The sequence below is a fragment of the Amycolatopsis sp. lyj-90 genome (assembly GCF_046549035.1).
In the GTDB taxonomy this organism is placed as follows: domain Bacteria; phylum Actinomycetota; class Actinomycetes; order Mycobacteriales; family Pseudonocardiaceae; genus Amycolatopsis.
The window spans coordinates 815,143-831,862 of the sequence record NZ_JAJPWP010000001.1 but is presented as its reverse complement, the minus strand read 5'-3'; the positions used below and the strand labels follow the sequence as shown (position 1 = coordinate 831,862).

At 72.9% G+C, this 16,720-nt stretch carries 8 protein-coding genes; 1 reads left to right on the top strand and 7 read right to left on the bottom strand.

The window, feature by feature from the left end; translation table 11 throughout:
• Window positions 1–63 precede the first annotated feature (63 nt).
• Entirely contained in the window at window positions 64–495 is a 432-nt protein-coding gene (locus ACLJPX_RS03340; RefSeq protein ID WP_410598657.1) for an SRPBCC family protein, read from the top strand.
• On the opposite strand, the gene ACLJPX_RS03335 is transcribed toward ACLJPX_RS03340, so the two are convergent.
• Genes ACLJPX_RS03335 through ACLJPX_RS03305 form a run of 7 tightly spaced genes read right to left on the bottom strand, consistent with a single transcriptional unit; the run spans window position 492 to window position 16,714 of the window.
• The gene (locus ACLJPX_RS03335) at window positions 492–1,541 is read right to left on the bottom strand and encodes a 3-deoxy-7-phosphoheptulonate synthase (protein WP_410598656.1); all 1,050 of its coding nucleotides are present in this window, start codon (window positions 1,539–1,541) and stop codon (window positions 492–494) included. The genes ACLJPX_RS03340 and ACLJPX_RS03335 overlap by 4 nt on opposite strands.
• Window positions 1,534–2,940 carry a DHA2 family efflux MFS transporter permease subunit gene (locus tag ACLJPX_RS03330; RefSeq protein ID WP_410598655.1) on the bottom strand — a complete coding sequence of 469 codons (1,407 nt, stop codon included), beginning with the start codon at window positions 2,938–2,940 and terminating at the stop codon, window positions 1,534–1,536. The genes ACLJPX_RS03335 and ACLJPX_RS03330 overlap by 8 nt, the downstream gene beginning before the upstream one ends.
• Window positions 2,937–12,941 carry an amino acid adenylation domain-containing protein gene (locus ACLJPX_RS03325; RefSeq protein WP_410598654.1) on the bottom strand — a complete coding sequence of 3,335 codons (10,005 nt, stop codon included), beginning with the start codon at window positions 12,939–12,941 and terminating at the stop codon, window positions 2,937–2,939. The genes ACLJPX_RS03330 and ACLJPX_RS03325 overlap by 4 nt, the downstream gene beginning before the upstream one ends.
• Complete coding sequence (locus tag ACLJPX_RS03320; RefSeq protein WP_101608253.1) at window positions 12,935–13,711, bottom strand: ABC transporter ATP-binding protein; 777 nt, start codon at window positions 13,709–13,711, stop codon at window positions 12,935–12,937. The genes ACLJPX_RS03325 and ACLJPX_RS03320 overlap by 7 nt, the downstream gene beginning before the upstream one ends.
• Window positions 13,708–14,733, bottom strand: coding sequence for a FecCD family ABC transporter permease (locus ACLJPX_RS03315; protein WP_410598653.1), 1,026 nt, complete (start codon window positions 14,731–14,733; stop codon window positions 13,708–13,710). The genes ACLJPX_RS03320 and ACLJPX_RS03315 overlap by 4 nt, the downstream gene beginning before the upstream one ends.
• Window positions 14,730–15,713 carry a FecCD family ABC transporter permease gene (locus ACLJPX_RS03310; RefSeq protein WP_410598652.1) on the bottom strand — a complete coding sequence of 328 codons (984 nt, stop codon included), beginning with the start codon at window positions 15,711–15,713 and terminating at the stop codon, window positions 14,730–14,732. Before ACLJPX_RS03310 ends, ACLJPX_RS03315 begins: the two co-directional genes overlap by 4 nt.
• Window positions 15,710–16,714, bottom strand: coding sequence for an ABC transporter substrate-binding protein (locus ACLJPX_RS03305; RefSeq protein ID WP_101608255.1), 1,005 nt, complete (start codon window positions 16,712–16,714; stop codon window positions 15,710–15,712). The genes ACLJPX_RS03310 and ACLJPX_RS03305 overlap by 4 nt, the downstream gene beginning before the upstream one ends.
• Window positions 16,715–16,720: the final 6 nt, after the last annotated feature.

The window sequence follows — 16,720 nt, the reverse complement described above, 5'->3', positions numbered from 1 at the left end:
AGGGGGCCTTCACGTACTTCCGGCCACTCTGCGGGTCGCGGTGCCCCTGAGTACCGTTGCCGAATGGTCCACGTGCACCGGACGATCACCGTCCGAACCCCTGTCCAGACCGTCGTCGACTATCTGAGGGACTTCGCGCACGCCGAGGCCTGGGACCCCGGCACCGTGTCCTGCACCCGGTCCGACACCGGCCCGATCGCCGTCGGGGCGCAGTGGCACAACGTGTCCGAGTTCCGCGGCAAGAAGACCGAGCTGACCTACCGCCTCGACCGGCTCGAACCGGGACGGATCGTGTTCGTCGGCTCGAACAAGACCGCCACGTCCACCGACGATCTGACGGTGACCGAAGAAGGCGGCACGACGACCATCAGCTACCACGCCACCATCAAGTTCCACGGGCTGGCGAAACTCGCGGACCCCTTGCTGAAGCGGGAATTCGAGAAGATGGGCGACGAGCTGGTGCCGGCGATGAAGACGACGCTGGAAGCTCTCTAAACCCGCGGCGACTCGAGAGACCGCCGCCTCGGGTTGCTGAGCCGCCGCACCGCGTTCGCGCAGGCGAGCGACTCCAGCAGCGGCACCGTCCGTTCCCAGCCGAGGCAGGCGTCCGTGATGCTCAGGTCGGGCCGGGGCGGCACGGAACCGACGTCCTGTCTGCCGTCGGAGAGATACGACTCGATCATCACGCCCGCCAGCGCGTCGTTGCCCGCCGAGATCTGGTCCGCCAGATCCGCGACGACCACGGGCTGGCGGTTGTGGTCCTTGCCGCTGTTGCCGTGCGAGGCGTCGACGACGAGACGGTGCGGCAGGCCGGCGGCGGTCAGCGCGTCGAGGGCGTCCGCGACGGCGTGGGCGTGGTGGTTCGGTTTAGGGCCGCCGCGCAGGACGATGTGGGCGTCCGGGTTCCCGGTGCTGCGCAGGATCCGCGGGTGCCCGTCGGCCGCGGAGCCGGGGAACACGTGCGACAGCCCGGCCGCCCGCACGGCGGCGACGGCCGTGTCCAGCCGCCCGGAGACGCAGTTCTTCATGCCCACCGGCATCGGCAGCCACGACGCCAGATGCCGGTGCGGCTGGCTGGCCACGGTCCGCGCGCCGATCGCGCCCCAGCTGATGGTGTCGGCGAAATAGGGCGCCAGGAACGGATCGACGAACTCGTACGCCAGGGGCAGCCCGGTCGCGGCGGCGTCGACCAGGAACCGCCGTCCGATCCGCACCCCGGACGCGAGATCGCCCTTGCCGTCCAGGGTGGGGTCGGGCACCAGGCCGGTCCAGCCCGCGATCGTCCGCGGTTTCTCCAGGTAGGCGCGCAGGACCACGACGAGGTCGTCGGCGAAGCGCCGGGCCGTGTCGGCGAGCCGGTGCGCGTACTCGAGTGCGCCGTCGGCGTCGTGCACCGAACACGGGCCCACGACGACGAGCAGCCGGGAATCCCGCCGGGCGAGGACATCCGCGACGGTTTCGCGGTGCCGCGCCACGTCGTCCGGCACGACTCCGCTCATGGCCACCTCGGCCGGGCTGGGCAGGGTGTCCTGGTCAGGCATCCGCGTGACCTCTCTTCTTGTCGGGGGCGGCCACCCCGGCCCGGGGCAGCCGCGTCGCACCGGCGACCGCCACGACGGCGAGGCCGAGAACACACCAGAAGGCGTCGGCGAAGGCTCCGGCGACGTCCTGGCCGCGCGCGGCCAGCCGGGCCTGCAGCACCACGGCCAGCACCGCGGTGCCGATCGATCCGCCGAGCGTGTTGAGCAGGTTCAGTGCCCCGGCCGCACGGGGCAGCCGGGCGGGTTCGACCCGGCGGTAGACGATCGTCATCACCGGCGCGCCGATCAGCGCCGCGCCGAAACCGCGCAGCAGCAGGGAAACCACGATCACCCAGTCCGGGAAGCCCGGGCCGAGCTGGGTGAAGGGAGCGGTGCCCGCCGCGACCAGCGCGATCCCGCTCAGCACCAGGGTGCGCGGCGAGATCCGGTCGACGAGCCGGTTCACCAGAACCGACCCGGCCGCCGCGCCGATGCCCTGGGGCACCAGCAGCAGCCCGGTGTCCCAAGTGGACAGTCCGGCGCCGCGCTGGAGGTAGAGCGGGAGCAGGAACATCGTGCCGAACACCGACGCGCCGAGCAGGACCAGCGCCAGCGCGGCGACCCCGAACGGCGGTTTGGTGAACAGCCGCGGATCGAGCAACGGCGCTTCGGCCCGCAGTCCGTGCCGGACGAACGCCGCGAGCATCACCACGCCCGCTGCGACGGCGAGCCCGGCGAGCACCGGGCTCCCCCGCTCGAACCAGGTGAGCCCGAACACCAGCACCGCGAGACCCGGCGAAAGCAGCAGCGCGCCCCGGAAATCGAACCGGTCACCCCGGCCGCCCGGTTCGCCCGCCGGTACCCAGCGCCGTGCCAGCAGCACGGCGACCACGCCGACCGGGAGGTTGACGTAGAACAGCCACGGCCAGTCCGCGACCGCGAGGATCGTGCCGCTCGCCAGCGGGCCGAGCACCGGTGACAACAGCGGCACCAGGCCGACGACGCTGATCACGCGGCCGATCCGGTCCGGTCCGGCGGCCCGTGCCAGCAGCGCCTGCCCGGTCGGCGGCAACAGACCGCCCGCGAGCCCTTGCAGGACGCGGAAGGCGATGAGCGCGGGCAGGGTCGGTGCCAGCGCGCACAACAGGGACGCCAGCAGGAACACGACGACGGCGCTGAGCCAGACGCGACGGCCGCCGAACCGGTCGGCGAGCCAGCCCGACGCCGGTACCGCGGTGACCACGGCCAGCAGATACGCCGTCGTCACCCACTGGACGCCGGTGACCGGCGCGCCGAACTCCTCGGCGAGCGTGTCGACGCCGACCGAGACGATCGTGCTGTCCAGGGTCGCCATGAAGGTGCCGAGCACCAGCACGGCGGCCGTCCGCCACAGCGCGGCGTCGATCGGTCGCGCGGTCATCGCTTCCCCGCGAATCCGGCGGCGTCGCCGTCCAGCCACGACGGCAGCTCCCGGAGGAACCGGACCAGTTCGTCGGCCAGCGGCCGGGCGTCCCGCGCGTACAGGACGCCGTCCCAGCCGTCCTGGCCGGGAACGACGGTGACGCTCACCGGATGGTGGGTCCGTTCACGGAACCGGGTGCCGGTGACGGTCAGGCCGGGCGCCGGTTCGCGCAGCTTCGCCGGATCCACCGGGTAGTTCTCGAAGACGAGCAAGCTGTCGAACAGCCGCTCGCGTCCGGCGAGCGACGCGAGTTCCGGCAGGCCGATCCGGTGGTGCCCGGCCATCGCCTGCTGCCGTGCCTGCAGATCGGCCAGCGCTTCGGCGACCGTTCCGGTGAACCTGGCCCGGACCGGCACGCTGTTCGCCAGCAGGCCGATGATCTCCTCGACACCGTCCACTTCGGACGTCCGGTTCGAGGTCGTCACCCCGAAACTGACGTCCGGGCGCCCGGCGCGCGCCGCGAGCACGGCCGCCCACGCGCCCTGTAGCAGCGTGTTGACCGTGAGCCCGCGGGCCGCACCCAGCCGGGTCAGTTCCGCGACCAGCGGACCGTCCACAGTGAACAGTGCCGGCTCGGCCGGGCCATCGGTACGCGGCAGGTGGTCGCCTTCGGGAAGACCGTCGAGTTCCGCCCGCCAGGCCCGGACGTCGGCCGAGTGGTCGGCCGCGGTGAGCAGACGGGTGTACCGGGACGGCGGAACCGGCTCCGGCAACGGCTTGCCCGCGTACAGCGCGAACAGCTCGCCGAGGATGCGCGGCGCGGACCAGCCGTCCGACAGCAGGTGGTGACTGGTCAGCACCAAGGTCTGAAGCCCGGGTCCTTGCCGCAGCACCGTCACCCGCCACAGCGGCCCGTGCGCCAGATCGAACGGTTCCGCGAGCTCCTCGTCCAGCGCTGGGTCCACTTCGGACACTTCACGGACCCGGAACCTCGCCTCTGGTGCCGCCGGGATCACCTGGACCTCGTGCGACGGCGGGAACACGGCGCCCAGGTTCGGCTGCCGCCGCACCAGTGCGGTCGCCGCCGCCCGCAGTGCCTCGACGTCGAGGTCACCGGACAGCGTGAACGCGGCCTGCACCGGGTACGGATCCGCGTCGCCCGCCGCCCGCGACTCGCGCAGGATCACCTCCTGCAACGGCGTCAGCGGCATGACCTCGCCGGGTCCCGGCACGTCGGCGGCGAGTTCGTCCAGCTCACGGCGGAAGTGCTCGCCCAGCACGGTGATCTCGTCGGCGGTGAACAGCGCGGACGGCCAGGTGAAGCGGACGCCGAGCGTGCCGCCGTCGGGGACCATCGCGTTCACCGTCAGCGCGTACGGCAGCGGCAGGTCCGCGCCGCCGCCCGAACCGAGCGGATCGGCGTCCGGCGGGCGCTGCCACGGGGTTTCCGCGACCGGGGCCGCGGGGAACCGGCCGAGATAGTTCCAGGCGACCTCGGGCCGCGGCCCTTCGACGCCGAGGATCCCATGGCCGAGGCCGTCGCCCGCCGCCCGCAAGTGGTCGCGCACCGCCCGCAGCGCGGCAGGCAGCGATCCGGCGGGCGGGGCGATCCTGGCCGGATGCACGGCGGTGAACCAGCCCGCGGTCTGCGCCAGGTCGACGGTGCCCGCGAAATCCGGGGTGTGTCCCGGCCGGCCGTGGCTCTCGACGGCGGCGAGCAGATCGGCCCCGGTCCCCCGCCACGCGGCGACCGCGCGGGCGAGCGCGGTCAGCAGGACGGTGTCCGGGCCGGTGCGGTAGGCCGCGGGCAGCGCGGTGAGCACGGCGTGGGTGGTGTCCGCGCCGATGTCGATCCGGTGATGCCGCGCGGTGGCCACGGTGTCGCGCGCCGGATCGAGCCCGGCGCGGCCGAGCCTGGTCACCGGCGCGGCGGCGATCCCTTGCCAGTAGGGCAGTTCGTCCCGCCGGTGCGGTGCGGCGGCACGCAGCGAGCGCGCCCAGCCCAGGAAAGACTGCCCGCGCCGGTGCAGGGTGTTGCCGTGGAAGGCCTGTTCGACGTCGTCGAGCAGCACCCGCCAGGTCACCGCGTCGGCGACCAGATGGTGTGCCACCAGCAGCAACCGTCCCGGCCGCTCCTCGCCCGCGTCCACCAGCACCGCCCGGAGCAGCGGCCCCGTGCGCGGGTCCATCCGGGACACGATCTGCTCGACCTCCGCGTCCAGCACGGCGCGCGGATCGCCGGGCACCCGGAAGGTGGTGAGCACCGAGTCGGCGGTCACGGCTCCGACGTCCGGGATGCGCAGCGCGTCCTCGGCGAGGTGCGCGCGCAGGACATCGTGGCGGGCGAGGACGGCGTCGAGCACCGAGCGCCACCGCGCCACATCGTCTGCCGAGGGCACGCAGATCTCGACCCACTGGCAGAACCCGTCGGCCGCCTTTTCCGCGCGCAGCAGCAGATCGCGCATGACCGGCGTGAGCGGTGCGTCGCCGACCGCGGGCGCTTCCTCGGCCCGCTCGGGTTCGCCGCAGCGCGCCGCGATCCCGGCGACCGTGCCGCCTTCGAGGACGTCGCGCGCGGTCAGGTGCAGTCCTTCACGGCGGGCGCGGGAGACCACGCGCAGCGACGCGATGCTGTCCCCGCCCGCGTCCAGGAAGCCGTCGTCCAGGCCGACACCGGGACCGAGCAGGTCGCGGACCACCCGCAGCAGCACGGCTTCCGCCGGTGTGGTGGGCTCCCGCCCCTCCGCGGACCGGGTTTCCGGTGCCGGCAACGCCGCCCGGTCGAGTTTGCCGCTCGGGCCGAGCGGCAACCGGTCCAGCGGCACGAACGCGGTGGGCACCATGTACGCGGGCAGGTCCGCGGCGAGGTGTTCGCGCAGCGCGGCCGGGTCGGGTTCGGCGCCGTCCACCGGGACGACGTAGGCGACCAGCCGGTCTTCGCGGACGATCACCGCGGAGGCGCGCACGTCGTCGTGCGCGGTCAGCGCGGTCTCGATCTCGCCGAGTTCGATCCGGAACCCGCGCAGTTTGACCTGGTGGTCGGCGCGGCCGAGGAAGACGAGCTGCCCGTCCGGCCGCCAGCGGACCAGGTCACCGGTGCGGTACATCCTCCCACCCGTCACCCGACCACCACCCCCCACGGAGGCGCTACGCGCCGCGGTGTTTTCGGGCGGCCCGAACGGGTCGGCCACGAACCGTTCGGCGGTCAGTGCCGCCCTGCCGACATAGCCCTGCGCGAGCTTCGGCCCGGCCAGGTAGAGCTCGCCGGTGACGTTCGTCCCGACCGGGAGCAGCCCTCCGTCGAGGACGTACGCGCGGACTTCGGGGTCCGGGCGGCCGATCGGCAGCGGACCGGGGTCGTCCGGGTCGTAGTGCCAGGTGACCGAGTTGATGGTGACCTCGGTCGGGCCGTAGGCGTTGAACAGCGCTCGCCGGTTCCCCCAGCGCCGGGCCAGTTCCGGGTCGAGCCGCTCGGCACCGACGACGAAGAACACGTCCGGGTCGACGGTCGCGTCGTCGGGCATCGCGGAGAGGAACGAGGGCAGCAGGTTGAGCCCGGTGACGCGGTGTTCGGCGGCGTAGGCGAGCAGGTCGTCGCCGGAGACGCGCACCTCCTCCGGGGCGATGACCGAGGTGCCGCCGGACAGCAGCGGAAGCATGAACTGCCAGAAGGCGACGTCGAAACTGGTCGAAGCGAAGTGCAAATACCGCTCGGCGGTCCCGATCCCGACGATGTCCTCCTGCAGCGCGATCAGGCTCGGGATCCCGCGGTGCGGCACCGCGACCCCCTTGGGCTTCCCGGTGGTGCCGGAGGTGTAGATGACGTAGGCGAGCGAATCGTCGGTGACCGGCACGGACGGATCGGTGTCCACAAGGGACAGTTCGCCCGGATCGACCACCGGCAGCCCGTCGACGTCCGAAGTGGACACGGCGGCGGCGGGCCTGATGTCGCCGAGCATGTAGGCGAGCCGGTCGGCCGGATAGTCCGGATCCATCGGCACGTGGACCGCCCCGGCCTTGAACACGCCGAACAGCGCGACCACCAGGTCGACGTCGCGGCGCAACAGGACCGCGACCGGGTCCTGCGGTTTCACCCCGACGTCGATCAGGCTGTGCGCGAGCCGGTTGGCCCGCCGGTCCAGTTCGGCGTAGGTCAGGCTCCGGTCGCGGCAGACCACGGCCTCGGCGTCCGGGGTTTCCCGCACCCAGCGGCCGAACTCGGCCAAGGCGCCGCCGCGCTCCCGCTTCGGTTCCGGTCCTTCCCCGAGGCGCAACATCGCGCGTTCCTCGTCGGCGCCGAGTGCCCGCAGCCGGGCGACCGGCCGCGCGGGATCGGTGACGATCTCGTGCAGGACGGCACGCAGCCAGCGGCCGAAGGACTCGGCCTCGTCGCGCGTGAAGGCCTGCGGCTGGTAGCCGAGCCCGACGGTGAACTCGTCGCCGGGCAGCACGATCACCGTGAGCGGGTAGTGCGTGGCGTCGGTGATGTCGACCCCGACGAGGTCCAGCCCCGGCGCCAAAGTGGTGCGGGCGCGGCTGGAGAGCGGGAAGTTCTCCATCACCAGCATCGTGTCGAACAGGTCGCCGACACCGGCCGCGCGCTGGATGTCCGGCAGCCCGGCGTGATGGTGATCGGTGAGCCGGACGCTTTCGGTGTGCACGCGCTCCAACACGGTGACCGCGGTGTCGGCCGGGTCGAAGCGCACCCGCACCGGGATCGTGCTGCCGAGTTGCCCGATCATCCGCTCGACGCCGGGGACGTCGGCCGGGCGGCCGGACACCGGGCAGCCGAAGACGACGTCGCGGCGGCCGGTCAGCCTGGCGAGCAGCACTCCCCACGCGGTCTGGAACACCGTCGTCGGCGTGATCCCGCGTTCGCGGGCGAAGGCGCGCAGCCGTTCGCTGAACTCCCCGCCCAGTTCCACGGTGACCCGCTCCGGGCGCTCCACAGTGGACTCCAGGCTCGCGGGCGCGAGCCGGGTGCCCTCGTCGAGTCCGGCCAGCGCTTCGCGCCATGCCTCCAGTGCGGCGTCCGGATCGCGTTCCCCGAGCACCCGGTGGTACTCCGAAAGCGGCGGGGCGACCGGGGCCGCCGGGCCGCCGCCGAGTTCGGCGTAGGTGGCCAAGAGCGTCCGGCCGACCAGCGGCATCGACCAGCCGTCGAGCAGCGCGTGATGGTTGGTGAGCACCAGACGGTGCTCGGCCGGGCCGAGCGTCAGCAGCAGGAACCGGATCAGCGGCGGGGTCGCCGGGTCGAACGGGCGGGCCAGTTCGACCCGGCATTCGGCCACGACCTCCTCGGGCGTCGCGTTCGAATGCCGCCAGTCCAGCGAAACCGCCTCCGGCACCACCTGGACGACCTCGCCCGCGTCGGTGGTGTGCAGGTGGACGCGCAGCGCGGGATGCCGCCGCAGCACTTCCGCCGCGGCCTCGCGCATCAGGCCGGCGTCGAGCGCCCCGCTGAGCAGGGTGACGGCCTGCACCACGTAGACGTCGGTGTCGTCGGCGCCGCGCGCCAGCGTGTGGAACGAAAGCCCGGTCTGCAGCGGGGTCGCGGGCAGGACGTCCTCGATGCGGCCCCGGCGTTCGAGCGCGTCGATGTCGGCTTGACCGAGACCGACCAGCGGCAGATCCGACGGCGTGAGACCGCCGCCGTCCGGACCGATCCGGGCGGCGTGCGCGGCCATCGCTTCCAGCGCTCGCGACCATGCTTTCTGAAGCGCCTCGACACTGTCCGGCGGCAGGATCGCGCTCGCGGCGGTCCACTCGACGGCCAGCCGCGGACGTCCGTCCTCGCGGACGAAGCAGTTCAGCGCCAGCACCTGTTCCAGCGACTTGGCGTCCGGTTCGGTGACCGCGAACGGGTCTTCCTCCGGCAGTTTCCAGCCGGTGCCGGGCAGGGCCGCGAACCGGCCGAGGTAGTTCAGGACGACGTCCGGCGGCGGGACGGCGGCGAGTTCGTCCCGGGTCAGCGGGTCGAGGTGGCGCAGGACTCCGAAGCCGACACCGCTGTCCGGCACGGCGCGTTTGGCCTCTTTGGCTGCCCGCAGCAGCTTTCCTGCCGCGTCACCGCCCGCGAGCGCGCTCTCGAAATCCGACGTCGTGGCGACCGCTGTGGCGGGGACGCGCAGCGGATGTTCGGCGGTGAACCAGCCGACGGTGCGCGACAGGTCCAATCCGTCCTGGTCCCGGCCATGTCCTTCGAGAGACACGGTTTCGGCCGTGACCGGAGCGGCCCGCCATGACCGGAGGGCGAGCACGAGCGCGGCGAGCAGGACGTCGTCCGGCCCGGCCCGGTAAGCCGCGGGCAGATCGGTGAGGACCGCGTCGGTCTGCTCCGGCGAGGCGAGGGTGACCGAGCGCCGCGCGGTGGCGACCGTGTCGGCGGTCCGGTCGAGCGGACGGTGACCGAGGCGCGGCCCGTCGAGCGCGTCGCGCCAGTGGCCGAGTTCGCCGCGCCGGGCACCGGACGTCCCCTGTTCGGCGAGGCGGAGCGCGTGCCGCCGCCACGACGTCCCGGCCGGTTCGAGCTTCTGGCCCGCGCAGGCGGCGCGCAGGTCCGGCAAGAGGATCCGCCACGAAACGCCGTCGATCGCCAAGTGGTGGATCACGATGACGAGATGGTCCGGGAGCAGCGCGACCCTGAGCACTCCGGTCCGGAGATCGAGCGAGTCCGCGAGATCCTGGGCGACGTCCTTCGGATCGCCCGTCGTTTCGACGACGATGTCGGCGGCGTGCACGGAACCGCGTTCGCGGACCCGCATTTCGTCCTCTAGATGCAGCCGGAGGGCGTCGTGGTGGTCCAGCAGCGTTTGCACGCCCTCGATCAGCAGGTACGGCGGCAGGTCCTCGTCGAGCCGGATCGCGGTCCATTGCGTGTACCCGTCGACCACCCGGACGTCAGGATGCGGGTCGAGCAGCGCGCGGACGATCGGCGGGGCGGGCACCTCTCCGACGGGCTCGTCCGGCGCTTCCGCCGGGCCGCCGATCTCCGCGCTCGCCGCCGCCAGCGCCTCGAAACTGCGCCGGGCCAGCAGATCGCGCGGGCGCAGGTCGAGGCCGTGCGCGCGCAGCCTGCTGCTGACGCTGATCGCGGTGATGCTGTCGCCGCCGAGTGCGAAGAAGTCGTCGTCGACGGCTACCTCGTCGACGCCGATGACCTCGGCGATGGTCGCGCACAGCAGCCGCTCGCGTTCGGTGGCCGCGGTCCGGCCCGCCGCCGCGCGCGGGGCGGGCAGCGCCACCCGGTCGATCTTCCCGTTGGAGGTCAACGGAAGCGTGTCGAGGACGACCACTGCGGCGGGAACGAGATGTTCCGGCACGCGCGTGGCCAGTTCCGCGCGGACGTCGTCCGGGACGACCTCGCCGACGACGTAGCCGACCAGCCGCGGTCCCCGCACCGCCGCGGCGGCCGCGCGCACCCCGGGGACGGTGGCCAGCGCCGCCTCGACCTCGCCCAGTTCGACGCGGTGGCCGCGCACCTTCACCTGGCCGTCACGGCGGCCCAGGTACTCCAGCCCGCGGCCCGGCACCCAGCGGGCGAGGTCGCCGGTGCGGTACATCCGGTCGCCGGGCGCGCCGTAGGGATCGGCTACGAACCGCTCGGCGGTCGCGCCGGGACGCCCGAGATAGCCGCGCGCCAGATGCGGTCCGGCGAGGTACAGCTCACCCGGCGTTCCCGCGGGCGCCGGGCGCAGCGCGGCGTCGAGCACCCGGACGGCCGTACCCGGCACCGCCGTCCCGATCGTCGGGTCCCCGTCGTCCAGCCAGGATCCGGCACCGTCCACAGTGGCCTCGGTCGGGCCGTACATGTTGCGGGCGCGGACACCCGACTCGGCGACGCGGCGCCACAGCGCGGGCGGGGTCGCCTCGCCGCCGAGGACGAGCAACGCGGGCGGGGTCGGTCCGCCGAGCAGTCCGGCCTCGATCAGGGGCGCGGCCATCGACGGCGTGGTGTCGACGACGTCGATCCGGTCGCGGGCGAACGCGGCCAGCAGCTCGTCGGCGTCCCGGGCGACGTCGGTGCCGTAGACGTGCAGTTCGTGGCCGAACAGCAGCCACATCAGCTGGTCGAGCGCGGAGTCGAAGGCGAACGAGTAGGTGTGCGCGACGCGGAGCCGCCTGCCCGCGGCGCGTTCGGTTTCGGCGACCGTGGTCGCGCGGTGATGGCGCAGCAGCGTCGCCAGCCCGCCGACCCTGCCGAGCACGCCCTTGGGGCGGCCGGTCGAGCCGGACGTGAAGATGACGTACGCGAGATGTTCGGGGTGACGCGGAATCGACAGCGGCGATCCGTCCAGTGTGGACAGATCGGTTTCGCCGAGCAGAAGGTGCGGGCCCGGCACGATCTCCGCATCGTGGGTCACCGTGAGGACGGCACCGGCTTCGGCGGCCAGCTCTCGTAACCGCTCGGCCGGATGGGCGAGATCCAGCGGCAGGAAGGCGGCACCGGCGTCCAGCACCGCCAGCAGGGCGACGACGAGATCGGCCGACCGCGGCAAGGCCAGTGCGACGACGTCGTCGGCCCCGACGCCGCGTGCCCGCAGCGCCCGCGCGAGCCGGTGGACCTTCGCGACGAGTTCGCCGGCGGTCAGCCGCTCGTCACCGGACACCAAAGCGGTCTGCCCGGGATCGAGTTCGGCGAGAAGTTCCGGTACGCCAAGGAGTTCAGCGGCGGGAGCGGGAGTGGACCACGCGTCCAGGAGTGTGTCCCGCTCCCCCTGCGGGACCAGGTCGGCGCCCCCGACGGCCGGGCCGTCCGGGTCGGTCAGCGCGGTGATCAGGCAGCGCAGCGCGGTCAGCTTCGCGTCGACGGCGGCCTGGTCGTGGGTGCGCGCGTCGACCTCGAAGCCCAGCAGCAGCCCGCCGTCCGAGTTCGGCAGCACGGACAGGCCCATGTCCTCGGGCGGCCCGCCCGCGACGTTGCGCATGGTGCCGTGCGAGCCCGCGAAGTCGAGCTTCAGGTCGAACGCCTTGAGGTTGATGCCCCGGCCGTGCAGCAGCGCGCCGGCGCCCGGCACCGCCAGATCCTGCGGCAGATCCTCACCGCGGTAACGCTGGTGCGCGCGCATCTCCTTCAGCGCGACCGCGACCCGCGCGGTCAGGTCCGCGGCCGAGTCGTCCGGACGCACCGTGACCCGCAGCGGCAGCACGTTGACCGCCATCGCCGGAGTCCGTAGCGCCGTTCCCTCACGGCACATCAACGGCAGCGCGAACACGACGTCGGTCCAGCCGAGGACGCGGTGCAGGAAGGCCGCGTAGCAGGCGATCAGCGCGTCGCCCCAGGTCGTCCCGGCGCGTTTGCCCAGCTCGCGCAGCCGCGCCAGATCCGACGCGGGCAGAACCGACCGGGCGGTCACCGTGCTCTCCGGAGGCCCCGAGGAGCCGCTGCCGTCGTCGACATCCGGCAACGGCGTGAACCGCTCCCGCCAGTACTCCCGGTCCCGCTCGAACCGTTCGCTCTCCCGGTAGGCGCGATCCGCCTCGACCAGGTCGGCGAACGGGGCGAACGTCGAGGGCGGCACGTCCTTCCCCGACACGGCGGCCGTGTAGCGGGCCGCGGTGCGCCGCGCGAGCATCGCGGCGGTGTACCCGTCGAACACGAGATGGTGCCCGAGCTGGGTGAACCACACCTCCGAGTCCGAAAGCCGCAGCACGAGATGACCGAACAGCGGCCTGCCGACCATGTCGCGGCACGCCTCGGCGACGCGGCGGCGTTCGGCCTCCACCCGCTCGTGCGCCGCGGCCACCGGATCGGCCGCGTCGCGCAGGTCCAGCACCTCCGGCGTCGGCACGGGATCGGCCGACACTTGCTGGCGCGGGCCGTCCGGCGTCTCGAAGACCCGCAGCCGCAGGCTGTCGGCCTCCTCGGCGGTCGCCCGGATCGCCTCGGCCAGTGCGGCGACGTCGACCGGACGCTCCCCGCGGACCTCCACCACGTCGCCGACGACGTAGTAGGGCGAGTCGGGTTCCAAGCGCTGCGCGGTCCAGATGCCCAGCTGGGCTCCGGTGAGGCTCAGCATGACGGCACCACCATCGGGGTTCCGGTCACCGGATCGGGCACGACGACACAAGGGAGATCGAAGACCTCCTTGATGAGCTCGGCGTCGACGATCTCGGCGGGCGCGCCTTCGGCGACGATCCGGCCGTCTCGCAGTGCGACGAGGTGATCGGCGTAGCGGCAGGCCTGGTTGATGTCGTGCAGGACGGCGATCACCGTGCGCCCCTCGTCCCGCAGGCGCGCCAGCAACCCCAGCAACTGGTACTGGTGCGCGATGTCGAGGAACGACGTCGGTTCGTCGAGCAGCAGGTACGGCGTCTTCTGTGCCAGCACCAGCGCCACCCAGACACGCTGACGCTGCCCGCCGGAGAGCTCCTGGACCGGCCGGTCGGCCAGTCCCGCCACCCCGGCCGCGGTCATCGCGTCGAGCACCGCGCGTTCGTCCTCTTCGGACCACGACGCGAACAACGACTGGTGCGGGAACCGGCCGCGCGCGATCAGCTGCCGGACCCGGACGTCCTCCGGCGCGACCGGATCCTGCGGCAGGAACCCGAGTTCCCGTGCCAGACCCTTGCCGGGGAACGAACCGACGTCCTTGCCGTCGAGGAGGACCTCGCCCTCGGCCGGGCGCATCAGCCGGACGAACGCGCGCAGCAACGTCGACTTGCCACAGGCGTTCGGTCCGACGACCGCGGTGAACGCGGCGTCGGGCACGTCGAGGTTCAGCCGGGTCGACACGACCCGGTCGCCGTAGCGCAGGGTCAGATCCCGGGCGGTCAAGCGAGCACTCATGAGCGCCGCACCTCCTTGGTGAGCAGCCAGATCAGGTAGCCGCCGCCGATCACGGTGCTGACCACGCCGACAGGCAATGAGACGGGCGCCAGCAGCATCTGGGCGGCCAGGTCGGCGCCCGTCAGCAGCACGGCGCCGGTGAGCGCGGCGGGAAGCAGGCCGATACCGGGGGTGCGGGCCAGCCGCCTCCCGATCTGCGGCGCCGCCAGCGCGATGAACGCGATCGGCCCGGCGACGGCGGTGACCGTGGCCGTGCAGCCGACCCCGATCAGCACCAGCAGCAGCCGCAGGCGGTCCCAGCGGACACCGGTGGTGACCGCCAGCGCTCCGCCGAGCGCGGCCTGGTGCAGCGCGGGCGCCCTGGTGAACAGCACGACGAACAGCACCGCGAGCACGCCGAACGGGATCGCGACGTCGTCCCAGCCGACCCCGTTGAGCGAACCGGCGTGCCAGCCGACGGCCGCGATCGCGACCTCCAGTTCGGCGCGCAGGACGATCCACGAGTTGAGCGCGGTCAGCATCGCGTTCACCGCGATGCCGATGACGATCAGCCGCAGTCCGGACAGCCCGCCGCCGAGCGACAGCGCGTACACGACGGCCGCCGTGATCACGCCGCCGAGCACCGAACCGATCGTCAGCTGCGTCGAAGTCCCCGACAGCACGGTGATCGCGAACAGCGCGCCGGTGTAGGCGCCGGAGTCGAGGCCGATCACGTCCGGGCTGCCGAGCGGATTGCGGGTGATGTTCTGGAAGATCGCGCCCGCCAGGCCCAGCGCGGCGCCGAACACCAGCCCGGCCAGGACCCGGGGCAGGCGCCATTCGCGGATGACCACTCCCGGGCCGCCGCCGGAACCGGTGAGCGCGGCGAACACGCGGGCGGGACTCGCCCACGCCGCACCGTAACAGAGCCCGAGCAGCGTCAGCCCGGCGATGACCACGGTCATCGCGACGAGGAACCAGAGGGTGCGGCGTTCCAGCCGGGCGGAGAACCGCCCGCGCCGCAGGACGAATGTCGTGGTCACAGCGGCGCCGCCCCGTACTTGCGGACGGCCCAGATCAGCACCGGGCCGCCGAGGAACGCGGTCACGATGGCGACCGGTACCTCACCGGTCGGCAGCAGGACCCGGGATCCGACGTCCGCGGCCAGCATCAGGACCGGGCCGAGCAACGTGGCGAACGCGATCAGCCACGGGATCGACGCGCCCGCCACCCGCCGCGCCAGATGCGGCACGATCAGCCCGACGAACAGGATCGGCCCGGCCAGCGCGGTGGCCGCGCCCGCCATCAGCGTGATCAGCAGCAGGGTGAACGCCCGGACACGCGCGACGTTGGCGCCGAGCGTGTGCGCGACCGTCTCGCCGAGCGCGATGGCGTTCAGCTGACGGCTCACCGCGAACGCGCCCAGCAGCGAAAGGCCGATGACGATCAGCGGGATCGTGGTCGGCGCCTGTTCGCGGCCGGCGAGCGAACCCACCGACCAGAACCGGTAGACGTCGAAGGTGTCCGGGAACAGCAGCCTCAGGCCGAGGGTGAGGCCCAGCAGCACGGCGCTCAGCGCGGTGCCGGCGAGCACCAGCCGCAGCGGCGACCGGCTGCCGACCGCGTAGACCAGCGCCACGGCGCCGACCGCGCCCACCACCGCCAGGCCGACTTCGGCGGGAGCCGACGCGGTGAGCCCGAAGGCCGACCCCACCGCGATGGCGAATCCGGCGCCCGCGGTCACGCCGAGCACACCGGGTTCGGCCAAAGCGTTGCGGGACAAGGCCTGCACGAGCACTCCGCCGACGGCGAGTGCCGCGCCGACACCGACCGCGAGCACCGCCCTCGGCATCCGGATGTCCAGGACGACCGCCCGGTCACTCGGATTCCCTTCGCCCAGCAGGGCGCGCACGACCTCGCCGGGGGCGATGGCGTGCGCGCCGATGCCGACGCTCAGCACGGCGACCACGACGAGCCCGAGCAGTGCGGCGCCGAGCAGCGCGGACCGCCCGGTGGTGGTCACTTCGTGAGCAGCGGCGCGAACGCCTGGTCGATGGCGTCCAAAGTGGACGTCGCGGCCCGGTAGGTGGCGGCCTCGGTGTAGCGGAACGGGTAGACCTTGCCCGCCTTCACCGCGGGAAGTTCCTTCCACAGCGGCGAGTCGAGGACGTACTTGACCGGCGCCGGGACGGCACCGTCCGGGCCGACGGAGTAGGTGATCGCGTCGGCCTCGGCGAACGCCGTCGAGAGCTCTTCGATCGACGGGTACTCGCTGACGTCCTTGGAACCGCCGCCCTTGACCTTGACCTGGCCGTAGTAGGTGGCGCCGAGGTCCTGCGCGATGTTGGTACCCCAGGAGCCGTTGAACTCGCGCTGGAAGTTGCCCTTGGCGACCTCGCCGTAGGCACCGACGTGGCCGAGCTTCAGCTGCGGCACCACGGCCTTGTACTTGTCGGCCAGGCCCTTGGCCTTGGTGTCGTAGGCGGTCTTGATCGCGTCGAACCCGGCGGCCGCACCGGCGGCGTCGGCCTGCTTGCGGGACAGTTCACGCCACATCGACGGCACCGACGGGCCGATCGCCACGACCGGGGCGATCGCCTCGAGGCGCTTGAGGTCGATGTCGGCGAGCACCGGCTTCGGCACACCGATGACGATGAGGTCCGGATCCGCCTGCGCGATCGCCTCGTAGTTCGTCTCCGAGGCCGCCTCGCCGGCGACCTTCGCCAGCTCGTCGTACTTCTTGCGCTCCTGCTCGTTGAACAGCGGGATACCGCGCTTCCAGCTGGACACCCCGACCAGCGGCGCGCCCGCTTCGAGCAGGGCGGGCACGGCGTAGCCGGTGGCGATGACCCGCTTCGGCGAGACCGGGATGGTGATCTGGCCGTTGTCGGCGGCGAACACCCGGGTCTGGCCGCCTCCGGCCTGCCCTGCGTCGTCGCCGGAGCCGCAGGCGGTGGCCGCGGTCGCGACCGTCAACGCGAGGGCGATCGCTCCGGCGAAACGGCGGGTTCTGGTGGTGCTCATGGGTTT